The sequence below is a fragment of the Methylocystis sp. JAN1 genome (assembly GCF_052186135.1).
Lineage (GTDB): Bacteria > Pseudomonadota > Alphaproteobacteria > Rhizobiales > Beijerinckiaceae > Methylocystis.
In genome coordinates this window covers 698,761-724,234 of record NZ_CP181499.1, presented here as the reverse complement: position 1 = coordinate 724,234, position 25,474 = coordinate 698,761, and the positions used below count along the sequence as shown (strand labels likewise).

Annotated in this window: 21 protein-coding genes; 12 read left to right on the top strand and 9 right to left on the bottom strand. The window is 64.2% G+C overall.

The genetic code is table 11. From position 1 onward, the window contains the following. Positions 1–268 precede the first annotated feature (268 nt). The 3 genes from ACNHKD_RS03375 (at position 269) to ACNHKD_RS03365 (ending at position 2,661) form a co-directional block, all read left to right on the top strand. Positions 269–538 (top strand): hypothetical protein, encoded by a 270-nt coding sequence (locus tag ACNHKD_RS03375; RefSeq protein WP_442755712.1) that lies wholly within the window; start codon positions 269–271, stop codon positions 536–538. Between the two features lie 118 nt (positions 539–656). Then, positions 657–2,051, top strand: a complete 1,395-nt coding sequence (locus tag ACNHKD_RS03370) for a cytochrome B6 (RefSeq protein WP_442755711.1) — start codon at positions 657–659, stop codon at positions 2,049–2,051. A gap of 28 nt (positions 2,052–2,079) precedes the next feature. Further along, positions 2,080–2,661: a DUF4142 domain-containing protein gene (locus tag ACNHKD_RS03365; RefSeq protein ID WP_442755710.1), complete on the top strand. Its 582-nt coding sequence runs from the start codon at positions 2,080–2,082 to the stop codon at positions 2,659–2,661. Between the two features lie 210 nt (positions 2,662–2,871). Here ACNHKD_RS03365 and ACNHKD_RS03360 read toward each other — a convergent pair whose 3' ends face one another. Both ACNHKD_RS03360 and ACNHKD_RS03355 read right to left on the bottom strand, forming a co-directional pair. Then, positions 2,872–3,282: a four-helix bundle copper-binding protein gene (locus tag ACNHKD_RS03360; protein WP_442755709.1), complete on the bottom strand. Its 411-nt coding sequence runs from the start codon at positions 3,280–3,282 to the stop codon at positions 2,872–2,874. A gap of 202 nt (positions 3,283–3,484) precedes the next feature. Next, positions 3,485–5,536, bottom strand: a complete 2,052-nt coding sequence (locus tag ACNHKD_RS03355; RefSeq protein WP_442755708.1) for a methanol/ethanol family PQQ-dependent dehydrogenase — start codon at positions 5,534–5,536, stop codon at positions 3,485–3,487. A 400-nt stretch (positions 5,537–5,936) separates the two neighbouring features. On the opposite strand from ACNHKD_RS03355, the gene ACNHKD_RS03350 reads away from it, so the two are divergent. After that, complete coding sequence (locus tag ACNHKD_RS03350; protein ID WP_442755707.1) at positions 5,937–6,749, top strand: amino acid kinase family protein; 813 nt, start codon at positions 5,937–5,939, stop codon at positions 6,747–6,749. A 13-nt stretch (positions 6,750–6,762) separates the two neighbouring features. After that, positions 6,763–7,638: an amino acid kinase family protein gene (locus tag ACNHKD_RS03345; protein WP_442755706.1), complete on the top strand. Its 876-nt coding sequence runs from the start codon at positions 6,763–6,765 to the stop codon at positions 7,636–7,638. A gap of 59 nt (positions 7,639–7,697) precedes the next feature. On the opposite strand, the gene ACNHKD_RS03340 is transcribed toward ACNHKD_RS03345, so the two are convergent. Further along, positions 7,698–8,489 carry a TOBE domain-containing protein gene (locus ACNHKD_RS03340; protein ID WP_442755705.1) on the bottom strand — a complete coding sequence of 264 codons (792 nt, stop codon included), beginning with the start codon at positions 8,487–8,489 and terminating at the stop codon, positions 7,698–7,700. 410 nt (positions 8,490–8,899) lie between these two features. Between ACNHKD_RS03340 and modB the strand changes: the two genes are divergently transcribed. Both modB and modC read left to right on the top strand, forming a co-directional pair. Continuing rightward, positions 8,900–9,619 carry a molybdate ABC transporter permease subunit gene (gene modB, locus ACNHKD_RS03335; protein ID WP_442755704.1) on the top strand — a complete coding sequence of 240 codons (720 nt, stop codon included), beginning with the start codon at positions 8,900–8,902 and terminating at the stop codon, positions 9,617–9,619. Next, on the top strand, positions 9,616–10,713 hold the full coding sequence (modC, locus tag ACNHKD_RS03330; RefSeq protein WP_442755703.1) for a molybdenum ABC transporter ATP-binding protein: 1,098 nt from the start codon (positions 9,616–9,618) through the stop codon (positions 10,711–10,713). Before modB ends, modC begins: the two co-directional genes overlap by 4 nt. A 69-nt stretch (positions 10,714–10,782) precedes the next feature. On the opposite strand, the gene ACNHKD_RS03325 is transcribed toward modC, so the two are convergent. The 4 genes from ACNHKD_RS03325 to ACNHKD_RS03310 all read right to left on the bottom strand — a co-directional run bounded on the left by ACNHKD_RS03325 (position 10,783) and on the right by ACNHKD_RS03310 (position 16,783). Next, positions 10,783–12,084, bottom strand: coding sequence for an endo-1,4-beta-xylanase (locus ACNHKD_RS03325; RefSeq protein WP_442755702.1), 1,302 nt, complete (start codon positions 12,082–12,084; stop codon positions 10,783–10,785). Between the two features lie 89 nt (positions 12,085–12,173). Further along, the gene (locus ACNHKD_RS03320) at positions 12,174–13,451 is read right to left on the bottom strand and encodes a VpsF family polysaccharide biosynthesis protein (protein ID WP_442755701.1); all 1,278 of its coding nucleotides are present in this window, start codon (positions 13,449–13,451) and stop codon (positions 12,174–12,176) included. Then, entirely contained in the window at positions 13,448–15,520 is a 2,073-nt protein-coding gene (locus ACNHKD_RS03315; protein ID WP_442755700.1) for a GumC family protein, read from the bottom strand. Before ACNHKD_RS03315 ends, ACNHKD_RS03320 begins: the two co-directional genes overlap by 4 nt. Before the next feature lie 150 nt (positions 15,521–15,670). Beyond that, positions 15,671–16,783: a glycosyltransferase gene (locus ACNHKD_RS03310; RefSeq protein WP_442755699.1), complete on the bottom strand. Its 1,113-nt coding sequence runs from the start codon at positions 16,781–16,783 to the stop codon at positions 15,671–15,673. Between the two features lie 77 nt (positions 16,784–16,860). Here ACNHKD_RS03310 and ACNHKD_RS03305 point away from each other — a divergent pair, with 77 nt between their 5' ends. Next, positions 16,861–18,327 (top strand): glucosamine inositolphosphorylceramide transferase family protein, encoded by a 1,467-nt coding sequence (locus ACNHKD_RS03305; protein ID WP_442755698.1) that lies wholly within the window; start codon positions 16,861–16,863, stop codon positions 18,325–18,327. A gap of 23 nt (positions 18,328–18,350) precedes the next feature. Here ACNHKD_RS03305 and ACNHKD_RS03300 read toward each other — a convergent pair whose 3' ends face one another. Beyond that, entirely contained in the window at positions 18,351–19,265 is a 915-nt protein-coding gene (locus ACNHKD_RS03300) for a WecB/TagA/CpsF family glycosyltransferase (RefSeq protein ID WP_442755697.1), read from the bottom strand. Positions 19,266–19,364: 99 nt separating this feature from the next. Continuing rightward, positions 19,365–20,516 carry an acyltransferase family protein gene (locus ACNHKD_RS03295; protein ID WP_442755696.1) on the bottom strand — a complete coding sequence of 384 codons (1,152 nt, stop codon included), beginning with the start codon at positions 20,514–20,516 and terminating at the stop codon, positions 19,365–19,367. A gap of 218 nt (positions 20,517–20,734) precedes the next feature. Between ACNHKD_RS03295 and ACNHKD_RS03290 the strand changes: the two genes are divergently transcribed. Genes ACNHKD_RS03290 through ACNHKD_RS03275 form a run of 4 tightly spaced genes read left to right on the top strand, consistent with a single transcriptional unit; the run spans position 20,735 to position 25,389 of the window. Beyond that, the gene (locus ACNHKD_RS03290) at positions 20,735–22,198 is read left to right on the top strand and encodes a lipopolysaccharide biosynthesis protein (RefSeq protein WP_442755695.1); all 1,464 of its coding nucleotides are present in this window, start codon (positions 20,735–20,737) and stop codon (positions 22,196–22,198) included. Next, positions 22,195–23,352 carry a glycosyltransferase gene (locus ACNHKD_RS03285; RefSeq protein ID WP_442755694.1) on the top strand — a complete coding sequence of 386 codons (1,158 nt, stop codon included), beginning with the start codon at positions 22,195–22,197 and terminating at the stop codon, positions 23,350–23,352. The genes ACNHKD_RS03290 and ACNHKD_RS03285 overlap by 4 nt, the downstream gene beginning before the upstream one ends. Beyond that, positions 23,346–24,434 carry a glycosyltransferase gene (locus ACNHKD_RS03280; protein ID WP_442755693.1) on the top strand — a complete coding sequence of 363 codons (1,089 nt, stop codon included), beginning with the start codon at positions 23,346–23,348 and terminating at the stop codon, positions 24,432–24,434. Before ACNHKD_RS03285 ends, ACNHKD_RS03280 begins: the two co-directional genes overlap by 7 nt. Continuing rightward, positions 24,409–25,389 carry a glycosyltransferase family 2 protein gene (locus ACNHKD_RS03275; protein ID WP_442755692.1) on the top strand — a complete coding sequence of 327 codons (981 nt, stop codon included), beginning with the start codon at positions 24,409–24,411 and terminating at the stop codon, positions 25,387–25,389. The genes ACNHKD_RS03280 and ACNHKD_RS03275 overlap by 26 nt, the downstream gene beginning before the upstream one ends. Positions 25,390–25,474 lie beyond the last annotated feature (85 nt).

Sequence of the window (25,474 nt, the reverse complement as noted above, 5' to 3'; positions counted from 1 at the left end):
TCCCAATGAGAAAGACGCCTGCGCAGCGCCTCGACACCCCCATCGCCTCCCCGGGAGGCGTGACCGCGACGCGCCGGCGAACGACGTCTCGCCTCAAGAGAAAGCGAGCCGAAGCTCCGCGCCTCGGGATCGGCCACGGCGCGTCCATGAGCGCCGCCTCCCTCATGCTGCGCTTGCGGCGGCGCAAAATTGGGACGCGGTCTATGCGACGCTCGTGCCCGCGACAGGCTCCCGCCCTACCTCCGTAGTAGAGCGACGGGGAAGCACGATGGCTGCGGGGATTCGGTTTGCGGGCGAATTCGAGGCGGCGTCGCTGGCGGCGCTTGTGCCCGGACACTGGTATATCGGTGTCGCTTGCGTTCGCTGCGGGGGCCATTTTGCAATCATGAACGAGCCGAGCGGGACGGGAAATCTCGAAATATCCGGCGACGCCCTGTTCGACGCCGCTTGTCCGAACTGCGGCGAGAGCGCGAAATACCGCGTCACGGATCTTGTAACATTCCAGGCGGCGCAAGGCGGGCCCATTTCGACGACGTGACGACGGGCGCCCGGGTCGGCGCCTGACAGTTCAATTTGCGTGACGCTGGAAACCTGAAGCGCGCGCGCCAGTTCATCGGCCATTGGCGGGCCAATTGCTGTCGAAGGGAGGCTTTCAGATGCCGCTCCGCTCCATCGCATCGCTCTCGCCTCTCGCCCTGGCGCTTGTTCTCTCTCCCGCGCTGGCGCAATCGCTTCCGCCGGACGCAACCTATCGACCGCTGCCGACGCAGCCCTTCGACGCCGTAAAGGCCGACGACGAAGCGCAGAAGCCGGGCGTCATGCAGCGGCAACAGTCGCTCTTGCGCGAGCGTTACGACCTTTCGGATCGACCCGTTCCAGGCGTGATGATGTCCGGCGGCCACAAGCCGGTTCAAGGCGGCGTTCGAGTCAGGCTTCCCCAAGGCGCCACCTGGGAGAGCCTCGCTGCGACGCCTCCCGACGAGATCCGGCAGAAAGGCTTGCTGCCGGCTGGCTTCATGCCGTTGCCGCATGCAAAGCAGGCGACCGGCGGTCAGGTCATACCCAAAGAACAGATCGATGAGATCAGCCGACAAGAGAAGCGGGACCTCAAACGCTTCGACGTCGACTTCGATCTCCCCGCGCATATGACGCCCGAGTTTCCGCCGCCGATCTACCTGACGACGCATCCGGAGCTCGGCGACGTTTCGCGCGGTCAGCTATTGACGATCAAGAATCATTATAGCCTGATGGTCGGCTTTCTGACGCCGGTGCAGATGGAAGGGCTGCGGCTGCTGCTGACGCCCTTCCCGCAGGAAGAGTTCAATCAAACCGAAGATCGAAAGGTGTCGGAGCAGTCTCTGGGGATTAGCTGCCTCGATTGCCATTCGAATTTTCACTCGAACGCCGCGTTCCACCTCACCCCGGACGTGCGCCCGCAGGCGGCGCGCTTCCGGCTGGATACGGTAAGTTTGAGGGGCCTGTTCAACCAGCAGATTCACGGTTCCAAGCGGTCCTTGCGTTCGGTCGAGGATTTCACCGAGTTCGAGCAGCGCACAGCCTATTTCAACGGCGATCATGTCAGCGCGCAGCGCAAGGGCGTTCATTTGCCGAACCGCCCCGATCAAGTCGCGATGATGGCGCAGATGCAGAACATTATCGATTTTCCGCCCGCGCCGAAACTCGATCCGATGGGGCGCCTGGATCCGGGCAAGGCCACGCCGCAAGAGCTTGCGGGCGAGAAAGTATTTCTGGGCAAGGGCCGCTGCGCGGAGTGCCACATACCGCAGCTCTCCTTTCTCGACAACAACATGCACGATCTGAAGCTCGAGCGGTTCTATGGCGTGGGTCAGACTGTGAACGGGCTGGTCATGCTGCCCGACGGCCCGATCAAGACCTTCACGCTGCGAGGCGTCAAGGATTCGCCGCCATATCTGCATGACGGTCGTCTGCCTACTCTCGCGGACACCGTCGAGTTCTTCAATCTCGTGCTCGGCGTGAAGCTGACGCGGGAGGAGAAGGACGCTTTGGTCGCCTATATGCTCGCGCTCTGAAATTAGCCGCCTTGCGTGGAGGCAACACATGCGACAGGACATGCGACTTGGTCACTGGGCTCTCGCTTTCGTCATGCTCGCGTCGCCAGCGCTCGCGCAAGCGCCCGGTCCCGCGCCAGCCAATCCCGCTTTCGCGCCTCCGGCGGCGAGCGAAAAAGGCAAGTCGGAGGCGCCGCAGCTCAATGACGCGGACCGCGTCTTCATCGGCGAGGCCAGGATGGCTGGCGCTTTCCAGTCGGACCTCGCCAAGCTCGCCGACGAGAAGCGCGCCAATGCGGACATTATGGAGTTTTCCGCGCGCATGGCGAAGGGAGACGCGGCCGCCGCCCAGCGATTCGACGCCTTGGGGGCGCGCCCGGAAGCAATTGGCGGGGACAGGAGGCGCGCAGCGATATTTCAGGAACTGAAGGGGCTGAACAGCCAGGACTTTCAGCGTCGCTATTGGGCGATACAGACCGCAGAACATCAGGCGGCCGCGCAATTGCTTGCTTATGAAATCGGGTCCGGCCTCAATTCGGAACTGAAAGGCCTCGCCGCCGATATGCTGCCCTCCGTCTATCGGCATTTGCGACAAGCGCAGGCAAGCGCCGCCGCCCCGCCGAAGCAGTAGCCGGCGCGCGCCGGCGGCGCCGTAAATTGCTGGCGCCGTAAATTGCTTGAGTTGGATTCGCGGATGTGTGGTTGCGGCGCGCGATAGGCAAGCCTGCTTGGCTGAGAGCGCGCTGCGAAAAGCGGGCGCCGGTTTTTCGCAAAGGCGCGCTCTGGACCTTCAGAGTCAGTAACGTCGTCTGCGTTTAGGCGCGGCCTAAACGCAGCGTGACTAATGCCCAAACCCGATCGTGCGAATTGCGCCTTCGCAAGCCTCTTCGCAGCGGCGACAGGCCTCGGCGCAGACTCGACAATGCTCGTGGCGAGCGGCGTGCTTTTCGCACTCTTCAGCGCAAAGGCGGCATGCGATGGCGCAGCTTTCCAGCGTCGACCGGATGAGTTCCTCATTCGAGCCTGTGCGTCGCGTCGCGATCGACCCGGTTGCAAAACACAGGTCTGAACAATCGAGGTTTAGCCGAATGCATTGCCTGAGCTCGGCGACGTCGACCTCTACGATGCACGCATCCGCACAGGAGATGCAGGTCTGGCCGCAGTCGTAACATTCCTCGATACAATGGATGAGAGCGCCATTGACTTGGCCCCTCACGTCGGGGTGAGCGCCGATGATCTCTTGTGCGTGCATGGATTTTCCTCCGTTGGGCGGAGAAATAACACCCGTGCGCCGTCTTTGTTTCTGCTGGACTGGGCCGCCCTTCGCAATGCGCGAGGAACAGATGCGCGGGCTTTTCGCGCGTCGCAGCCCAAAGGAAACGGCGCCCGGCGTCACCTTTAAATTGGTGGAACGCCGAGCGCCAGTATTTTGATGTGCGACGTTTACGTCCTGCTTAGTTGGGCAGGGCGAAGACGGTCAGCACGCCGCCGAGGGCGGTGTAGTTGGCGAGCGAGGCGTAGTTGCCCACCGCGCCGAGGCCTTCGTTCGACTTCGACAGGCCCGCCGCCAGGCCGATGCCCGCCCAGCCGCCGACGCCCGACAGAACCGCCACATACTGCTTGCCGCCCGATTCATAGGTCATCACATTGCCGATGATGCCCGACGGCGTCTTATACTTGTAAAGCTCCTTGCCCGTCTTCGTGTCCACCGCCTTCAGATAGCCCTCAAGCGTCCCGTAAAAGGTCACGCCGCCATCCGTCGACACCGCGCCGCCCCACGCCGAGAACTGCTCCTTGTTCGACCAGACGATCTTGCCCGTCTTCGCGTCCCAGGCGATGAAGTTGCCCGTGTGGTTCGTCCCGTCGCCCAGCACCTTCCCGGCCGGGAACATTTCCAGCGTCGCGCCGACATAGGGCTGGCCCGCCGTGTAGCTCACGCGGAACGGCTCATAGTCCATGCAGACATGGTTCGTCGGAACCAGGAACAGCCCCGTCGCCGCATCGTAGGACGCCGGCTGCTCGTCCTTCGACCCCAGCGCCGCCGGGCAGACGTTCTGCGTGTTCGCGTCCTCGCCATTGTGCTGCGTCGAATATTTGTCGACCACCAGCGGGCGCCCATAGGTCTTGGACGACTTGTCCAGATCCACCTTCGTCGCCCAGTTCACCGCCGGATCGTATTTCTCCGCCACCAGCAGCTCGCCATTGGTGCGGTCCAGCGTATAGGCGAAGCCGTTGCGGTCGAAGTGAACGGCGGTCTTCACCGTCTTGCCGCCAATGTTCTGGTCGGCGAGTATCACCTCGTTGATGCCGTCATAGTCCCATTCGTCATGGGGCGTCATCTGATAGACCCACTTCACCTTGCCGGTGTCGAGGTCGCGCGACCACAGCGTCATCGACCAGCGATTGTCGCCCGGACGCTGATTGGGGTTCCAGGTCGAGGGGTTGCCCGAGCCGTAGAAGATCTGGTTCAGCTCCGGATCGTAGCTATACCAGCCCCAGGTCGTGCCGCCGCCCGTCTCCCACTGATTGCCTTCCCACGTCGTGATCCCCGAATCCTTCTCGACCGGCTTGCCAAGATGCGTCGTCTTGCCCGGCTCGATCAGCGTGTCGGCGTCCGGGCCCATCGAATAGCCGCGCCACACCTGCTTGCCGTCCTTGACCGAATAGGCCGTGATGTGGCCGCGCACGCCGAACTCGCCGCCGGCGATGCCAACCAGCACCTTGTCCTTGAACACATGCGGCGCCGCCGTCGACGTCTGGCCCTTCGACGGATCGCCGTTCTTCACCGACCAGACCAGCTTGCCGGTCTTCGCGTCCAGCGCGATCAGCGTCGTGTCCGCCTGCGACAGGAAGATCTTGCCGTCGCCATAAGCCAGGCCGCGATTGACCGTGTCGCAGCACATCACCGGAACCACCGACGGGTCCTGCTTGGGCTCATATTTCCAGAGGATCTGATGCGCCGGGTCCTTCGCGTCCAGCGCGTAGACAATGTTCGGGAACGGCGTGTGAAGATACATCACGTCCGTCGTCAGCGTCTTGCCGGACGAATCCGTCACCTGCACATTGTTGAGAACCAGCGGCGCGCCTTCATGCCCGCGCAACACGCCCGTCGAAAACTGCCACGCCGGAGCAAGCTTGCCGACATTCTCCGACGTAATCTGCTTCAGCCCCGAATGACGCAGGTTCCAGTAATCCCCCGTCGGCAACGCCCACTGCTTCGGGTCCTTCTGTAAAGAAAGCAACTCGTCGTCAGCATTCGCCGGCGCAGGGGCCGAACTGGCGGGCTCGGCCACGGCGGCGGGCGTCGCGGCGACCGTCTCGGCCACCGGAGTCGCCGGCGCCGGCTCGGCGGCGGCCTTGGGCGGCGCAGCCTCGCCGGACGCGGCGCTTTCATGCGTCGCGGGCTTCCCCGTCTCGGTGGCGGAATTGCCCACGAAATACGCGGCCCCGCCGGCGAGCCAGATAATCGCCGTCGTGGCGAGGAGGTTTCGCGTATCGGTTTTCATGTCTTCTCCCTGTCAAATTGACGATGTTGTCCCGCGCTCTGGCGGCCATCGTTGGGCGTTTTCGCTCTTGATTCGCCGGCGGCGGCTGCCGCCGCTTTCCGATTTTTGTCGCTTTTAGTCCATTGTCGGGGATTGGGCCAGCGCAGGGGCCAGATGGCCGCCGTCCGGCTTTGAGGGCAGTCTTCCGAGCGGAAGGGACGGCCCGATACTTGCGTCGCGGCGGCCGAGATTTCAAAAATTCCGTCAAACCGTGAAAAGCCTGCGTATTTTTCGCATATTGCGAAAGCTGGACGGAAGCTTAATTTGCGGCTTGCCTCAGGAACAACGGATCGGGGTCGCGTTTTGCAAGGCTCAGGAACAGGCTGGTCCCCGGACGCTTAGGAAAGACGAAAGGCGCCCCATGGCGAACATGACGGCGGAGCTCGAAGCGCTCCTCATGCAACGGTCTCTCACCGACGCGCAGCTTTTGGCGGCGGCGGAGGCGGCGGCGGATTTCCGCATTTTGCCGGACGCGACAGTGATCAAGATCGGCGGGCAAAGCATCATCGACCGAGGCCGCGCCGCCCTTTATCCGCTCGTGGAGGAGATCGTCGCGGCGCGAAAGGACCATCAACTCCTGATCGGGACCGGCGCCGGCACAAGGGCCCGGCATCTCTACTCGATCGCCGCCGGGGTCGGCCTGCCGGCCGGCGTGCTCTCGCAGCTCGGCGCCTCCGTCGCCGATCAGAACGCCGCGATGCTCGGTCAGCTCCTCGCCAAGCACGGCGTCTCGGCGGTCAGCGGCGCGGGGCTTTCGGCGGTGCCGCTCTATCTCGCCGAAGTGAACGCGGTCGTGTTCAGCGGCATGCCGCCCTACAATCTTTGGATGCGTCCCGCCGCCGAGGGCGTGATCCCGCCCTACCGCACCGACGCCGGATGCTTCCTCCTCGCGGAGCAGTTCGGCTGCAAGGCCATGATCTTTGTGAAGGACGAAAAAGGCCTCTACACCGCGAATCCGAAAACCGCGAACGACGCCAAATTCATCCCGAAGATCTCGGTGGACGAGATGAAGGCGCAGGGGCTGCACGACTCGATTCTGGAATTCCCGCTGCTGGACCTGCTCAAGGCGGCGCGCCACGTGCGCGAGGCGCAGGTCGTCAACGGCCTCGTTCCGGGCAACCTGACCCGCGCGCTCGCCGGCGAGCATGTCGGCACCATCATCACCGCGAGTTAAAAGATCCACGGCCATGACCGATCCCGTCAACAGCATCAAGCATGTCGCCTCGCCGCTCGCGCGCCAGACCCTTCTCGACATCGACCTCACCCGGCCGGTCGCCGGGCGGCGTCCCATCCGCCTTCTCCCCTGGCTGCAGGTCGTGAAGATCGGCGGGCGCTCCATCATGGACCGGGGCGCGGAGGCGATCCTGCCCATCGTGGATGAGCTGCGGAAGCTCCTGCCCGAGCACCGTATGCTTATTCTAACCGGGGCCGGCGTCCGCGCGCGCCACCTCTACGGCGTCGGCCTGGATCTCGGCCTGCCCGTGGGATCGCTTGCGCCGCTCGCGGCGAGCGAGGCTGGCCAGAACGGCCACATCCTCGCCTCTCTGCTTGCGCCGGAGGGCGTCTCCTATATCGAGCATCCCACGATCGCCAGCCAGTTGGCGATCCACCTTTCCGCGGCCCGCGCCGTGGTGGGGAGCGCCTTCCCGCCCTATCACCACCACGAGTTTCCGACGTCGCGCATTCCGCCGCATCGGGCCGACACGGGCGCCTTCCTTGTGGCCGACGCGCTGGGGGCGGCCGGGCTCACCATCGTGGAGGACGTGGACGGGGTCTATACCGCCGATCCCAAGGGTCCCGAGGGCGACAAGGCGCAGTTTATCCCCGAGGCGGACTTCTCCGATCTCGCAAAATCCGACGGCCCGCTGCCCTTCGACCGCGCGCTTCTCGACGTGATGGCCACGGCGCGTCACCTCGAAAGGGTGCAGATCGTCAACGGACTCGCCCCCGGGAGGCTGACCGCCGCGCTGCGCGGCGAGCATGTCGGGACGATCGTCCACACCGGCGCGCAGGCGACGCGAGAGCAGACTGAGCCGCCTCCCGGCGGGGCGGGCCTTTCCTGACGAGGCGGCGGGCGGCGGCGCGTTGGTCGCCCGCTTTTGCCTTGCCGGCTGCGGATCCGTCAGTCCGCCGCCAGAATCACGTCTTCCGGCGCGAATTGCGCCGTGACCTCGCTTCCCTCGACGATGCGCCTGGCCTCCACGTCCCTTCGGGGAAGGACCGCCGTCATCGTCTTGCCGGAGCCGATATCCATCAGCAATTCGCTGTTGCGCTCGGCGTCGGTTCGCCGCGTGACGACGCCGGAAAACAGGTTGCGGGGATCGCTCGGCGGCCGATCTCCTGAAGCGAGCGTGACGAAGGACGACTTGACCAGCGCGATCGCCTTGCGGCCGGGCCTGAGATCAAGCTCCGTCGCGGCTTCGTTGGTGATAATGGAGTGAATTGTGTGCTCGCCCGAAATTTTGAGGGCGATCTCCACGTCGACCGGCCATTTCTTCACGGATACGACGTCGGCGCGAAACACGTTGCGGGCCGAGATGCGAAGGCCGAGGCTCCACAACAAAAGGTCGTCCTGCCCCTCGAGTCCTTCTTTCGCGATCATCGACGAAAACTGGGACAAGCGGTCTTCGAGCTTATGGAAGGTCTCGATGAGCTTGAGGCCTTCCGCCGTCACTTCGGCGCCGCCGCCGCTCTTGCCGCCCGCTTTGGTGACGAAGGCCGGGCTGGGGAGCAGATTATTGATCGCGCTGACAGCGTCCCAGGCCGCCTTGTAGCTGAAGCCGACCGCCTTGGCGGCTTTGGATATGCTCTTGTGCTCCGCGACGGCTTCAAGGACCTTGATGCGGTCGCGCCCGATGAGAAGCTTTCCGTCGCTCCGTAGGGCCAGCAAGGCGTCAATCTTTCTCGGCGGCATTCCGGGCGTCCAATTCGCGGTGACGCCAATTTTGCTATATTCCGGCAAAAGTCAAAAGGAGGCGTTCGCGCGCCCGCGCGCGTCGTCGCCCATTCCTCAGCCTCGCGGCCGCGGGCGGATCACGCCGCCCGCCTCCAGAAAGAGGCCGGCTCTACATCTTGCCTGGCCGGATCTATTGTATTTTCCTAGTATATAGCGCTAAATTGCTTAGCGTTAGCTGGGAGGCGACCATCGTCCCGGCCGTCACTGAAAAAGGCGCAGATGCTCCCCTGGGCTCCCCCGTCTCCGCTTCCGGGCCGCAGCGGCCCTCCCCGCCATCTTCGCCACGCCCGGAAAAACTCCCGCGGAAGGCTTTCTCGGTTCTCTCCGCGTAAGAACCGGCGGCCGCCGACGTCAGTGTGGAGAGCCGGATGCTCGACCTGAGTCCGGCGGCGCTGATTGATCTCTCGACGGCTGAATGGACCGCGATCTGGCTTTCGCTGAAAATCGCCACCGTCGCCACTTTCGCAAGCCTGCCGCTCGGAATCTTGACGGCCTACGCGCTCGCTCGGTGGCAATTCCCGGGCAAGATGCTCCTCAACGGGCTCATTCATCTCCCGCTGATCCTGCCGCCCGTGGTGACAGGCTTCATGCTGCTGCTCCTTCTGGGCCGCAAGGGATTGCTCGGCGCCTCTCTCGCCGAGATCGGGATTGTCTTCTCCTTTCGCTGGACGGGCGCCGCCGTGGCCTGCGCGGTCATGGGATTCCCCCTCATGGTGCGCGCGATGCGTCTTTCCTTCGAGTCCATCGATCGGCGGCTCGAACTCGCTTCCGAGACGCTGGGCGCGAGCCGGCTCTGGACCTTTTCAATGATTACCCTTCCCCTCGCCACGCCGGGGGTCATCGTGGGCGCGATCCTCGCCTTCGCGAAGGCGCTCGGCGAATTTGGCGCGACGATCACCTTCGTCTCGAATATTCCGGGAGAGACTCAGACGATTTCGGCGGCGATCTACAGCTACACGCAGACGCCCGGCGGCGACGAGAACGCCATGCGGTTGACGCTCGTCGCGGTCTTCATCGCGCTTTCCGCGCTCGTCGCTTCCGAGGTCGTTCAGTGGCGGGCGGAAAAGCGCCTGGGGAACGTGGAATGATCGAGGTCGATTTCCAACTCGCCCTCGGCGCCTTCTCTCTCAATGTGGCTTTCCGTAACGACGGCGGCGTGACGGCGCTTTTCGGCCAATCAGGCTCGGGGAAATCCCTCACCCTCAGCGTTATTGCCGGCCTGAGGCGGCCTGACGCCGGATATGTCCGACTCGACGGCGAAGCCCTGGTCGACACCGAGGCCGGCGTGTTCGTCCCCGTTTCCCGGCGTCGCATCGGCCTCGTTTTTCAGGACTCGAATCTGTTTCCCCATCTGAGCGTCAAGCAGAACCTGCTCTACGGCCGCTGGTTCGCACCCCGCGACGCCCCGAAGATCGATTTCGACGCCGTCGTCGAAACGCTTGGCGTCGGCGCGCTCCTCTCCCGCCCGCCAGCGCGCCTCTCCGGCGGCGAGCGCCAGCGCGTCGCAATCGGCCGCGCGCTGCTGTCCTGCCCCAGGCTGCTTCTATTCGACGAGCCGCTCGCCGCGCTCGACATGCCGCGCAAGCTCGAAATCATGCCGCTGATCGAACGCGTGCGTGACGAATTCCAGGTGCCGATCGTGTATGTGTCGCATGCCGTGGAGGAAGTGGTTCGCCTCGCGCATTGCGTCGTCGTCATCGAATCCGGGCATGTGAAATTCATCGGCGATCCGGCCACGGCTTTCAGCCGGCTCGCAACCGCCTCGGCCACGGACCGATTCGATCTGTGCTCGGTTCTCGAAGCGCGTTTCGCCGATCGATCCGCTTCTCACGGACTTGCGGCCCTGGATCATCCGGCCGGCACGATCTGGGTCGCGGGCGCCGTCGGCGCTCCGGGCGCGCCCGCACGCGTCATCGTCAAGGCGACGGATGTCGTCTTGTCGCTTACGCGGCCGGCGGAAATCAGCATGCGAAGCGTGCTCACGGGCAGGGTCGCAAAGATCAAGCTGGACGGACCGCTGGCGACTGTGGAAGTGGAGCTCGCGGCGAACAGCCACCTGCTTGCAACCGTCACGAGGGGCGCGTTGGAAGACCTTTCGTTGGCGGTCGGCTCGCGCGTCCACGCCCTCTTCAAATCGGCGGCGCTCGACGAACAAGCCGTTAGCGTCGGAGATACGCTTTAATCGGGCAATGGCGGCCGCCCCCGGCGCGCAGATCTCGCCCACGCAACCGGGCGCAAATCGGCCGGCGGCTCAACGCTCCCGCGCGAAGGCTCGCGCCAGCGCGTCGCGCGAAGCCTTCGGCAGCAGGTTCTGGTCATAGATCGTCGGACGCGGACAGGCCCAGCGCGGCCCGCAATTGGCCCATCGCCCGAGCGTGGGAAAAGTCGCCTCGGACGACGAGTCGCCGCGATACCAGGAATAATTGTCGGAGAAATCCCAATTCGTGACCATCTTCACCGCGTTGCAGGAGAGCGCGGTCGAAACGAAGCCATATGTATAGTCGGCGACGAGCTTGTCCCGCTCGGCAATGTCTTCGATCATGCAGTCGTTGACGTCGAGTTCGGTGATATAAACTTTCAGTCCCAGCGCGCCGATATCGCCCAGGAACTGCTTGAAGGGTTTCCAGTCCGGCTTGCGCGGGTCGTCCATCCATTGCGGCATCAGATGCGCTTCGAGGCCGACGGCGTCGATCTTGCGCCCGGCGCGCATCAACCCTTCGAGGAGCTTCAGCAATGCGGGCCGCATCGCACGGCCAAAGCGGTCGCTCTCGCAGTTGGCTTCATTGAGATAAAATTCGGTTCTCGTTGGGCCGCCATATTTCTCGCCGAACTCGAACGCCTTATGGATGTAGCCCGGCGTCCCGTCGGGCATGGCGTCGAAGGCTGAGAGCCAGGGGCCTGTGCGCCAGGGGCTGCCGCCGCTGCCGAGGCTCCAGGGCTCGATCGGCTCATTGACGAGCCCGCACCATGGCATGATCGGGCCGTCTTTTTCGCGGTCGAACGCGTCAAAATGCGAGAACACGTCGGCGAAATGCCTCTCGAAAGCTTCCTGCAACTGCGCGCGCCAGTTCTTCCTGCGGCCTTTCGCGAGCTGCCGGATCCAATCCGGCAGCCAGTCATTCCAGATCAACGCGTCGCCGCGGACTTTCGCGTCGAAGCGGCGCGCGACGTTGACGATGTCGTCCACCTCCGTCCATGTCGAATACTTCTTCCCATCCGCCTCACGTTCGCAGGCGAGCGACAGGGGATGCAGGCTCCCATATTTCAGGCTGCTGCCGATGGCGATCACACGCGGCTTTTCGCGCCCAAGCGCTTCCAGAAAGGCCTGATCGTAAATCGTTTCGCCTTCGATGTGCGCGCCCCATAATATGTAGGGGTCAATCTCGCCCAGGGGGATCTTGCCGATTTGCGCATAGGGGGTTGCGGGCGTTGCGTCGCGACACATTTTTTCGGCGAAGGCGCGCGACGGCGCGAAGGCCAATCCGCCGATCAGCCCCTTGCAAAGGTCGCGGCGTGAAAAGTCTCTTCTCTTGCAGTTCTCGCCGGACATCATCGCGACTTCCGTTTCTATAGGTGCGCTCGAATATGGGCTTTATTCAATGGATATGAGACGATTTCATTATTGGCGCGGCCCAAAGCAGATTAACCATTAATTCGAGGGCGCGGCCCCTCGTCGCGCGCGAACAGAACCAGAAGCAATATTGAAAATTGGGCGAAGATCAGCGTCTTGGCGGCGAGGCCGATGGCGGAGCTGATGACGGCGATGAAATAAGCGAAGAGCAGGGTGACGCCCGGCCGTCCGCGGCGCCAGAATTCGAAGAACAGCGCAAAGAGCGCGACCGTGAAAAACGCCTCCATCCAGGCGCCGTATTGAAACAACATTGCCAGCCAGTTGTTCTCGATGCCGATCTCGATGCCGAGCAGCTTCAATCCGGAATTCACGAGGTCGGGGCGCGGTCCGATGAGCAAATCGCCCAAATCGAACATATTGAAGAGCTCGAGAGCGATCAGGCGCGCCTCGCCCGAACCGTTATCGTCGACATAACGGGCGACGAAAGCGTCGAAGGCTCCCGCCTGCGCCGCGCCCGCCACGCCGCCAAGGAGCAGCGGCGCGATCACGAGCGCCGCCAGAACGCGACGGATGTCGACGCGCGCGCCGAGCAGAATCGCCGCGACATTCTTGAGGGCGATCAGAACGATGATGAGGGAAGACGCCGCTATGGCCGTGCGCCCGCCAAAGGCGATCATGCCGAAGGCCGACGCCAGCAAGGCTGACACCCGCCAGACCGTGGACAGTCGGTTGTCGCCGCCCATGACGAGACAGAGAATATAAGCGCCCGTGGTGCTGGCGTTCAGCAATGGATGGCCGAGCAGCGCCGTCGATCGATAATCGCCGTCGACCTCAACGCCGCCGATCACGTAAGGGAAAAGGCGCGCATGCGAGACGAACTCGACGATGCCGACGAGGGCGTTTGCGAGAATCGCGCCATGAAGGAAGAGGCGCAAGAAATTGCGCCTCTCGTCGCCAATCTGATCGACCATGAAGAGCGCGACGAGGGACAGCGCATAAGGCTCGATGAGCGCCGTGAACTGGGCCTGCTGGTTGAGCAGGCCGTGAACGATCAGCAAAATCCATGTTGCGATGAAATACATCGCCCCCGGAAAGCGCGTCGCGATCTGTTCAAGTCGCCGCAAGGGGTGCGGGCGCGCCACGATGTCCACGAGCATGGCGAGCATCGCCACAAGCGTGCAGGGATGCAGTTTTTGCCAGAACGGCCCTTCCGGCAGATCGTATTTGACGCCCACGAAGCTGAGCGCCATTGGCGACACCGTGAAAAGCAGAATCACCGCGAGCATCAATAGGCGGGCGGCCAATAAGGGCGCGTTTCCGGCGCTCGGGCTCGCCAAGGCCCGGGTCATCCCGCCGCCGCTTGTTCTTGCTGGAGCCCGGCGCGCGGCCGCTTACTGTCGTCGATCGCGATCAGCCGCCCATGCGGCCCGCCGTCCCGAAAGCCTTCGATATGGAGGACCGCGTCGATCGCCATGCCGGCCGCAGGCGCGCCCGACGCGCCGTAATCGAAGAGAACCAAGTCGAAACGCTCGTCGAGCCAGCGCTTTGCGCTCGGCGGCCCGCCATCTCCGCAGAGATAAATGCGGCCGCCGCTTTTCGGGTCGCGCCGGCAAAGGAAGATTTCCGCCGATTCGTCGTCGCCCCGGCCAACGAGCTTCAGATGGGGCAAGAGCCGCGCCAGGGCTTGGCGATCGGAGGCTTCGACAATCAGGACGCGCGCGCCGGTTTCGCAGGCCAGCAGCGCGAGCGAGAGCGTCAGCGACGTGGCGCCGACGCCCGGCTCCCGCCCGCCGACGGCGACAACCGGCGCCGGCTCCTTGGGGAGGTCGTCGCAAAGCATCCTGTAAAGACGCAGCACCGCGCGGCGATAAGGCGCGGCCGGGGTTTCCATGATGTCGACGACGCGCTCGATCATCGCCTCGCTTCGCCGCTCGCCGCCGGCTTGCGCCGCGGCGGAACGACCGAAACCGGGCAACGAAAATTCCTCGCCGGAGGGCCGATCGGCGGCGCCGACGCGCGAGGGTTTGGGCGCGACCGGCGAGGCGTCGCCGCCGCGACGGACGAGATATTCCGCGACCAGCGCGGCGACAATCCAGAGATTGACGCCGCCGGCGAGGGCGATGAGGATCGCGGGCGCCGTTTTGGGACTGACGCGGCCGGCCTGGGCGACCGGTTGATTGATCAGGATCGGATTAGGCGACGTCACGATTTCGCGCCGCGTGCTTTCGCGCGCGGCGAGCGCCTTCTGGTAATTGTCGCGCAGCGATTCCGCCTTGCGCTCGAGCTCATTGAGCTCGATGCGCCGGCCGCCGGAATCGGTGATGGCTTTCTTGAGCTTGACGACATGCGCCTCGGCGTCGCGCTCGACCTCGCGCGCGGCTTCGAGCTCGCGGCGCTGGGTCTCTTTCATGTTGCGAGTCTCGCGCTCGATCTGCGCGCGCTGCGCGGCAATCTGCGATTGCAGGGCGATGGCGGAGGGATGCCGCGGCCCGATCATCATCTGCTGCTGCGCCGCTTCGCGGAGCAAAGCCGCATATTCGACGCGCAGCCGCTCCATGAGCGGCGAGCGTAGCGTTTCCGCCGTCCCGCCGCGCGTCGCTGCGAGGAATTGCTCATAACGCGCTTCGGCTTCAGCGCGTTTTCCGCGCGCATTGACGAGCGTCGCGTTCGCGTCCTTAAGCTGGTCTTCGGGCGGCGTCAGTCCGTCGGTGACGACGATGGCGTTTTGCGCGCGAAACTCCTGGACGCGCGCTTCCGCCGCCTCGAGACGGCGGCGCAGTTCGTCGATTTTCTGGTCAAGCCATTTCGTCTCCTGATCGGAGATCGAATCGCGCATCTCGTTATTCGCGTCCATGAACGCCTTGGCGAGGGCTTTCGCCAAGCGCTCGGCCTTGTCCGTCGACGACGCGCGAACTTCGAGATCGATCACGTAGCTCTTGTCGCTGCGCTTGACCGTGACCATTCGCGCAAGCGCCTCGGCCAGCTGGATTTCTGTCGGACCGGTTCGCGCTTTCTGGAAAATGAAATTTTTGAGGCGTCCGAACAGGCCCGGCTCGTTGAATTCCGGGTCGTCGCGCAAATGCTCGGCCTCGACGACGCGCTTGAGCACCGTATTGGATTGCAAGAGCCGCATCTGGTTCTCGACGAGAGCCGCGTCCGGGCTTTGCGGGACCGGCGTGGCGTCGGAGCCGACGGGCGGGCGCTCCCTCGTGTCGACCAGGAACGACATGGAGGCGGCATAACGCGCCGGCGTGAAGAGAATATAGGCGCCGGCGAGGGCGAAGGTCAGCGCGAGGCAAAGGGGGAGCAGCCGCCAGCGCGACGCGAGGGCGCGATAAAAGTCGCCCATGTCGAGATCCATGCGCCCTCGGGCGGGTCTCGCAAGGCCAGCGGCCGGGGCGCGATCGACCACGGTCATGGTCCGGCGTCCCTCTTTCCGGGCCCCGGCGTCGCCGCGAGACGCTGGCGCGGCGCGCACGGAACCGCAACCGTCCCTCTCCCCGATTTCCAGCCCATGCGCGCGAAGCCTTCCAGAATCTTAATTTCCAACAGAATGGACGAGTTATGCTTACGAATTGGTTAGCTCCCTCCTGAACGTTTTTTTTTCCTCCACGATCTCTCTCAGCACCGCGTCATAGGCGTCGAGCGCCGCATCCAGCGAGAAGACTTGGGCGCGGCCTTGGCGGGCGGCGGGGTCGCCGGGATCGGTCAACGCCGCATCAATCCGCCGCGCCAGCGCATCAACGTCGCCGACGCGAATGGGAGGCGCGTCCGCCGCGGGGCCGAGCGCTTCCGCGGGCCCCCCGCAATCCGTCACGATGACGGGGAGCCCGTAGGCGAGCGCCTCCACGCAGGAAAGGCCGAAGGTTTCACGACGGGAGGAGATGACGAGACATTTGGCCTGCGCGAGTTCGCGGTCGATGTCGGAGACGAAGCCCGGCAAGGTGACGCGCTCCGCGACGCCGAGCTCCCGCGCTTCGGATTCGAGCCGGACGCGCTCGGGCCCCTCCCCCAGAATGACGAGCCGCGCCTCGGGGCGTTCGATGCGCGCAAACGCGCGAATCAAGGTCATGAAATCCTTGTCGGGAACAAGACGTCCCATTGCGAGCGCAATCGGCGCCCGCGAAGCGAGATCCTCCGCGGTCGCCCCCGCGGGGAAAGGCTCCGGCGCGGCTGGATTGTAGATTGTGCGGATCCGCGTTTCGGGGACGAAAAAGCGCTTTACGAGGTCGTCCCGCAGGGCGTTCGATACGGCGACCGTGGCGCCGACGGCGCGGGAGAGAAGCGGCGTGAGGCGGTAGCCGATATTGCTCAGCCACGCGGCCTCGCTTTCATAGAAGCCGTGATAGCTGATGACCGCGCGCCCGAGGCGCCCGGCCAGCGCAGCGGCGGCGGCGTGCTTCAAGTTGGACACGCTGATCGCGGAGAGGCTGGCGTCGAACCGCTCTTGTCCGAGAATTTTCGCGAGTCCGGCCACAGCGGGTCCGTGTCCGCGCGGCAGAACGACGAGATCGACGTCAGGCGTCAAAAGGCCGCGATTTTCCTGCGCCTCGAAATCGACGGCGAAGGTCACCCGGTCGCCGCGGGCGCTGAATCCGGAGGCGAGGCGCGCGAAAACGCGTTCGGCGCCGCCGCCCGCGAGCGCGTGTGTGTAAAAGAGCAGTTTACGACGCCGCGTCATTTCCGTCCCCGTTCGCAAATCGTCAGGCGCATTGTGCTAGCGGTCTTGCGACAGAATGGTTTCGGGAGCGCGAAAGAATGTCCTCCGTGCGGATTTTGGTTCGGAAAGACGAGCTTCGACGTTGGCACAGGCAGCTTTTCGAGGCGCTCGAAAGCGACGGCGCCCGGGTCGCCTTTGACTGGCGCGCGGGGCCAGGGCGCTCGTCCGCGATGATCCTGCTCGACGAATTGGAGCGGCTTCTGCTGACCCGCCGGCGCGACAGTCTCCTCGACGCCGAACCGCAGACCGACGACTTCCCGCAAAGCGCGGAGCCGGCGGATCTCGTCATCGATCTCACCGGCCAGCCGGTCCCGGCGGCGGGCGCCGTTTTCCCGGTCTATGGCGGCGTCGCGGGCGACGACGCCTGCGACGCCATGCTCATCGACCGCGCGCCCCCAAATGTGGGGCTTGCGAAAAAGGAGGGAGACCGGACAGTCCTCATCGCAAACGCCCGCATCGCCCTGGAGCGGCCTGAAATTCTCCGTAGCGGGCGAGAGGCGGTCGCCTCCCGCCTCATCACGCTCATCCGATCGCTTATTAAGAACGGAAGCGCCGACGCTCCCTCTCTGGAGGCGTTCGACGCCGCGCGCGGGAACGCCGCGGCGGGCTTTCTCGTCAGATCCGTGCTGGGACGCGTCGGCTCCCGGCTGGGCCGCCTCGTCGCGCACGAAAATCATTGGCGCATCGGCTGGCGCCCGCTCGCCGCGCTCGACGACGCCACGCAAGCGCGTCTGGATTGGCCCGCCGACCCGCGCTGGATCTGGCTCGAGGATGACAGGCGCCGCTACTTCGCCGATCCGTTCCTGTTCGAGAAGGATGGCGTCGTTCACGTCTTTTGCGAAGAGTTTCCTTACGCGACGGGGAAAGCGGTCATCTCCTGGCTCCCGCTCGACAAGAGCGGCGCCCCGGCGCAGGCGCCCCGCATCGTGCTGGAGGCGGATTGTCATCTGTCCTACCCGTTCCTTTTCGAGCGCGACGGCGAGATATGGATGATGCCGGAGAGCTCCGGCTCCCGCTCGCTGGCGCTCTATCGCGCGGACCCCTTCCCCGAGAAGTGGGTCCTTCACAGCGTCCTGATCGACAACCTCGACATTTCCGACGCAACGATCTTCGAAATGGACGGGCGCTGGCGGATGACGGCGACGACGCGGGAGGATGGAGGCTCCACCTGGGACTGCCTGTCCCTCTTCGTTGCGGACTCGCCGTTCGGACCCTGGCGCCGATGCGGCGACGGACCCGTGCTGATCGACGCGACGGCCGCTCGGCCGGCCGGCAATGTCTTTCGTCGCAAGGATGCGCTCTGGCGCCCGGCGCAGGACTGCTCGGCCGGCTATGGCTCCGGCCTGTCGCTGTGCCGGATCGACGGCCTCGACGAGAAAGGCCTGCGGCAATCGGTCGGAAAACGTCTCGGTCCCCCGCCGGGGACTGGGGCGCATGGCGTGCATACGCTCAATGTCGGCGGCGGCTTCGAGACGATCGACGTCTGTGGCTGGCGGAGTAAATAGCCTCGTCCAGGACGCAGGCTCCGTCATTGCGCGCCCGGTTCGCCCGCCCCGCCATCCGCGCCTCGCACGATCGCCAGCTCTTTTCGATCCATCAGGCCGCGCAGGAGGAGGCCCGCGAAAAAAGTTCCGCAACGCCAATAGCGCGGCGCGAGCCGGCTCGGATGACTCATGAGCCGCCATAGCCATTCCAGACGCCAGCGTTGCATGTGCGCCGGCGCGCGGATCACGACGCCCGAGATGAAATCCATGCCCGCGCCGACGCCGATGAAGCCGACCCCCGGACATAGCGCCCGGAGTCGGTGAGCGAACATCTCCTGCTTGGGCGACCCGAGCGACAGAATGCAGAGCTTCGCGCCCGAATTCGAAATGCGCGCGGCGACCCGCGCAACGGTCTCCTGATCAGCGTGCCCGGAGAGCGATGGACATTCGGCTCCCGCCACTTCCAACCCCTTGTGGCGCGCGCGCAACGTGTCGATGGCTTTGGCCTGGGAGATCTCGCCGGGACCGACGAAATAGACCCCGAAACCTTCCCGGGCGGCGGCCGCGCAGATCGGCTCGAGAAGATCGGCGCCAGTCGTGCGCACGACCTCTGCGCCTTGCCGTCGCAGCAACCAGACGATCGGCCAACCATCCGCGGAGACGAGTTCAGCCGCGCGGTAGGCCTCTCTGAACGCGCCGCTCGCCGACAAAGTCGAAAGGTGATCCAGGTTCAAAGTGTAGAAGCAGAAGCCGAGGCCGGCCTGCAGGCGCTCGACGACCTTGCCGATCGCGGTCTCGCCGCAGTCGACATTGACCGTGATCTTTATCGGAACGGCTCGAGCGGACGCCCGCGCGCCGGAAACTGAACTCATCGCCCTGCCCTGCATGTCGGCGCCAAGATGCGGCGCCGACATGCGATCAGCAACGGACGCGCCATGCTCGGCATGATATTGATTCAAAGAAGATACTCGTTTGGAGGGAGAAGCTTTGCGGCGCCGTTTCGGCACAGCTTGCTGAAACGAGGCCGTCCACGAATGACGCAACGCTGCAGCAAACCGCTAAGTCGGCGCTTGAGCCGACCGGCCGACTTCCGCGCTTCGTTCACCCGGGGCGGCGAAAGATTGCGCGAGGCGCGCGCCAAGGCGCCGCCCGGGTTCCTCGACGAATTTGTGCGTCGCCCATGAGACCGCAAGCACGACAATGACGACGCCCGCAAAAAGCCCATCGCCGATCCATGGAGAGCCGACGTCAAGAATCTGCCCATGCGCGCCGGCGTGAAAGTGGAGGTGCGCCACGCGCTTCAGAACGGTCTTGAAAACAAAGAGCAGGGGCATATGCGTCAGGTAAATTGAATATGAAACGCGCCCGAGATACTGGACCGTCCGCGTCGAAAGAAATTTTGCGACCCGCCCTTCGTCATATTGCAGCGCCGCCGTCAGGCCGACGAACAGCGGGACGATCGCGACGGTCGCGCCGCCTCCTGCAAAAGCCATCACGGCGAGCGCGAGAAGCCCGGCGGCGCCCGCGACAAAGGGGGCGTTCGGGAACTTTTGCGGCGAATAGAGCCAGATGGCCACGCCGAGCGAAAATCCCGCCACGCAGCGAACGAGCCCGAGGACATAGGTCACGTCGAGCGTGTTCTCGCTGACGGCGATCAGCAAATAGGCGGCGAAAGAAGCGACGCAGACCGCGACGACGAGCCGTCCGCGCCTGACAAGACCCGCGAGCGCGACCCATGCGAAGAGCAGATAGGCGACGCATTCCGCTCCGACGCTCCACGCCGGGGGATTCCACCCCAGCCGGCCCTCCAGGCCGACGCCTTGCAGCATCAGGAGATTCTCCAATAGCAGGGATAGGGAATTGGGCCCCGTGAATGGCGCGATGTCGGATGCGCCGGCTCTTTCCTGGGCGGCGAGTTTCACGATTTCGAGCCCCACGAGCGCGACGAGAATGACGAAGTGCAATGGATAGAGACGAAAGAAGCGTTTGGTTAAAAAGACGCGTAAATCTCCCCCGTGGGCGATTCCGGGGGCGTAATTCGCCGCGATGACGAAACCCGACAATATGAAAAAGAAATCGACTGCGAGATAGGCGTTTTTGGTGATTTGGAGGTCGGAGAAATGCGTCAGCCAAGGCGCATGGTAGAAGATGACCGCGAGCGCCGCGACGCCGCGCAATCCATCAAGGGCGAGATAACGTTTTGAGATCATTTTCAGGTCACGCAGGCGCCAGACGCGCGCATTCGACGGCTCAAAGCTTAAACTACCGTTGCGAAAAAGCGCGAAGCGCGCCAAAAGGCCATCACGTAAACTTTAATTTCCAATTTTAGTATCTACGGCGCGTCAAAGAGTGCACAGAAGACCCGGTCGCGCGCGCTCCATGGCGATGTGAAGCGACGCGCGGGAAGCTCGGGAAGCGGTCGTCTCCAATGGCAGAGCATTTTCGTAAACTTCTGCACAGCACGATCCTTTACCTGCCTGCGCAATTCGTGCCGCCTCTGGCGCAGTTCGCCATGACGGTGGCGTGGACTCATCTCCTCGACCCCGCGACCTTCGGCTTCGTCAACTTCGTCATCTCCGTGCAGGAGATCGTCGCCTTCGCGGGTCTGACCGGCTGGACGCTTTTCGTCTTGCGCTTCCGCGAACGCTTTCGTGCGCGGGGGCATGAGCGCTTCGTCGCCATGGATCAGCGCATGGCGGCGCTCAGCGCCCTTTTGCAGATCCTTCTCGCGCCCGTCGTCCTGCTCCTGCTGGACCTGCCGCTCGATGCGGCGACGATCGCCGGCACGGCGGCCTATCTCGTCACGCGAATGCTCGTCGCGCATTACAGCGACTGGGCGCGCGCGGACCACGCCATCCGCGCCTATTCGGCCGCCCAGCTGATCGGCTCGATCGCCGGCGCGGTTCTGTCGATCCTCGCCATCCTGACATATGGACCGATAGCGGCGGTCGTGCTCGGCGCGCAGGCCGCCGGTCAGGCCCTCGCCATCGCCGCGCTCGTTCTGATGAAGCAAATCCGTTTCGGCGTCGGCGAATTCGACCCGGATCTGTTCGGAGAACTACGCCGTTACGCTACTCCAATTCTGATCGGAGGCGTAATCGGCTGGGGAGCCGGCAACGTCATTCGCGTGCTGGTCCAATATATCGACGGCCCGGTGGCGCTCGGCCTCATCTCGGTCGGCTGGGGCATCGGGCAGCGGATTGCGAGCGTCCTCGCCATGTTGCTGACGGCCGCCGCCTATCCGCTCGCCGTCAAGCATTACGAGAATGGCGACCGCGGCGGCGCGCTGGCGCAGGTGTCCTTCAACGGGTTGCTTCTTTTCGGCGTGCTTCTCCCGGCGGCGGTTGGATTGGCGACGCTCGCCGAGCCCGTCGTGACGCTCCTGATCGCCGAAAATTTCCGCGAAACGACGATCGTCGTCCTGCCAATCGCGATGTGCGCCGCAAGTCTGCGCTTCCTGCGCATTCACACCTGCGAACAGGCGATGTATCTGGTCGAGCGTCCGGGTCTCACTCTTTATGTTTTGATTGTCGAGGCCATCCTGAACATCGCGTTCTGCGCCCTCGGCCTCTATGTCGGCGGTTTTGCCGAAGCGGCGGCGGGCATGCTGGCGGGCACCGTCGCGGCCACGATCGGCTCCTTCGCCTATTGCTTCGCCAAGCTCGGCCTGCCGCCGCCGTCGGCGGGAGCCGTTTTCAAGATCTGCGCTGCCAGCGGCGTCATGGGCCTCGTTCTGAGATTCACGCCGGTCGCGCCCCATTCGTTTTCCGTCGCCGTCGCGATTCTCGCCGGCGCCTCCATATACGCGGCGTCGATCCTCGCCTTCTTCCCTGAAATCCGCGCGCTCATCGCGCAGCGGATTCAGCGCGTCTCCCGGGAGCCAGTCATATGAGTGCGATCTTGGCCAAATCCGGCGGCCTCCCTCATGACGCCGCGCCGCGCATCGCGTTCTTCCACCAGAACGACGTTTTCGAGACGCAGGGCGGGATCGAACGCTATGTCATGACGATTTTCACAGGCGCGCCGGAGCGCGTGGCGCTCGTTTCCGCAGCCGGCTCGCGAAAATCAGCGCGCCTGTTCGAGGTCGACGTCAAATCGTCGGGGCGCGTCCCGAGATGGATTCGGTTTCTCCGGGCCGTATTCGCGCAGCGCAGGGCGATAGCCGCCTTTCTGCGCGACAACAATGTTCAGACGCTGGAGTTCAGCCGTCCCGAATACATCTTCCTCGGCCTGCTGTTCCCCGGAAAGCGCGCGGTCACGATCCACGGCACGGGGCCGGGACCCGGCAATCGCCTGCACTGGCTGCTTCATCACGCCTGCTGCCTGTTGTTGCCGTTTCTTGCGGACCGGGTGCAAATCGTCGGGCGCGATCCATCCGGGGTTCCGGGCGTCACGCGTCGACTGCTCGGCGCGCGCATCGCCTATTTCGATGCGTGGTACGACGAAGCTTTCGCGCCGGCTCCTTTGCCGGCGCTGACAAAAGCCAAACCTCTGCGCGTGTTTTACGGGGGACGCATCGCGCCGCAGAAAAACCCCAAGCTCCTTTTCGACATCGTTCGAGAGGCCGTCCGCGTGGCGCCGGGAGATTTCGAATTTCATTATTTCGGCGCGGATTTTGACGCCTTTACGCGCGAGGGGCTCGATCATCTCGTGATCGATCACGGTTTCCTCGGACCGGCCGCGCTCGCGGACGCCATGCGCTCCTGCCATCTCGGACTGATGTGTTCGGCCTTTGGCGAAGGTTCGCCCTATGTCGTCGTCGAAGCGTTGGCCTGCGGGCGTCCCTATGTCCTTCCGACCCTTCCGACTCTGCGCGCCGCCTATGACGGCAATGAAGGGGTCCGTTTCGTCGAACGCTATTCGGCGCAAGATTACGTGGCGGCGATGGCCGAGATGCGCGCCGCGATGCTCGCGGGACGGGTGGACCCTTTGAAAATCGCCGGGCAAATTGCGCCGCGCGCTCAGTCGCGCGCCATCCCGAAACTCGTCGCTGAGCTTTCCGCGCTCGCGACCGACCGATTTGTCTCGGAGCCGGCTGAATGCTGATCTTCGATCTTATCCTCGCCACAAGGCGGCGGGCGCTCACGGGCGTCGAGCGTTACGGGATAAATTTGTTCGAAGCCGTGCGGCGGATGCGGCCGGAATCGCTCGCCTTCGTCCATGATCCGTCGCTCTTCGCAGACCAGCGGGGTCTGGTGACGGTCGCCCATGTTTACCGCGGATGGTTTTTGCTGCCGCAGGACATCCGTCGGAGAGGGCTGGCTCCGGAAGCCGTCATCTTTCCGACGGCTCCCGCGAGCCCGCTCTTTCATCCGTCGGAGAACAATCTTTGCCGGATCGCCCATGACGTCTTTCCCTGGTCGTGGGAGCGGCCGATGCCGTGGAAAGGCCGCCTGCTGTATCGTTATGGCGAGAATCTCATGGCGCGGCGTTATGATCGGTTTCTGGGCACGACGCAGCCGGTGGCGGACGATTTGCGCGCCTTGTTCGCCCGCTCCGACATAGACTGGTGCGGAAATGCGCCGGGCCTCGACGTCAACGGGCCGGAAAGACGTCCGGACGGCGCGCCGGACGCGTTCATTCTCGTGGTCGGCACGGTTGAGCCGCGCAAAGGATATGACCGGCTTGCCGATCTTGTCGAAAAAGCCCCGGATGGCGCGCCGCCGATCGTTCTCGTCGGCAGGCCGGGTTGGGGCGAGATCGTCGCGCGCATGGACGCACTCGCGTTGCGTAAGCCGACGCGCTTTATCTGGCTGCGCGATCTTCAGGACGACGGCCTTCGCTGGCTAGGCAGAAATGCAAGCTGCTTCCTGTCGCTCTCGCTCGCCGAAGGGTTCAACATGCCCTTGGTCGAATGCGCGATCAACGGGCGCGCGATCCTGTGCAGCGATATCCCCGTTCACCGGTCGGTGGCGCCGCCCTGGGCCGCCTTTGTGGGGCGCGACATGGGCGCAGACCGGATATGGGCGGCGTTGCGAGCCGCGACGCCGCCGGAAGGCGCACAAATCGAAGCCTATGTCCGCCGTTATTCCTGGGAAAGCGTGGCGGCGCGTCTGATCAATATCGTGGCGCCTCGGCCGTTCGAGGAAACAGGATCCCCTCATGCTGATCTCGGTCGTCATCACTAATTACAATTACGGTCGGTTTCTCGGAGACGCGATCGATTCCGTCCTGTCCCAGGCGCATCCGGAAGTCGAATGCGTCGTGGTGGATGACGGCTCCACCGACAATTCACGCGACGTCATCGAGGCGCGTCCGGGCGTGGTGGCGATCTTCAAGGAGAATGGCGGGCAGGCGAAGGCGCTTCGAACCGGGGTGGACGCTGCGCGCGGAAGAGTCGTCATCAGCCTCGACGCGGATGATTGGTTGCTGCCGGAAGCTTGCGCCCGAATCGCGCAGGCCTGGCGGCCGGATGTCGTTTGTCTCAATTATCGACTGAGCATCAACGGCGATCCGACGCGTGTCTGGCCGGGCGAACCGTTTCTCGACGAAGGACACGCCGAGTTTCTGGCGGCGAACGGCTATTATCCCTCCGCGCCCATGAGCGGGAACGCATTCGATCGCGACTATGTCACGACGATTCTCGCCCGCGCCGAAAGGCTGGACGGAGATGGCGTCGACGCCTATCTCCTCTATTCGGCTCCCGTCTTCGGCAAGATCGCGCATGTAAACGAAATCCTCGGCGTCTATCGAACCCATGGCGGCAACGTCTCCATGACCTCCGGACGGAAAACGGCCCGCAATCTCGGAGATCACGCCTATTACCAGTACTGGGCGCAACAGAACGCGCAGCGTTTCGCCCGCGAAAGAGGCGTTTCGTTACCGTGGCGGAGCCATCTGGTCGGCGCCTATCCGTCGCTCTGGCTGTTGTTGGCGCGGGACGCCGGGTACGATCGACGACCTTTGCCCGACCAGGGCCGCCTCGTGACCGTCCTCGCGGCGATCAAGGGGTTCCTGTTCCAGCCGGCGATTGATCCTTTGCGTCGCTTCAAAAATGTCGGCTTGCTGCTGGCCATGGCCATTTTGCCGTCGGCTCCGCGTCGCTGGCTCGCCGAGCGGATGATTTTCGGCGGGCGGGCATAGCGGGCGAAGGGGCGTGCTTAACGGGTCCTCGCCTTCATTCCTCAATGACGCCATGGCCGCCGAGGCGGCTTCAGCGCGGCTCAGA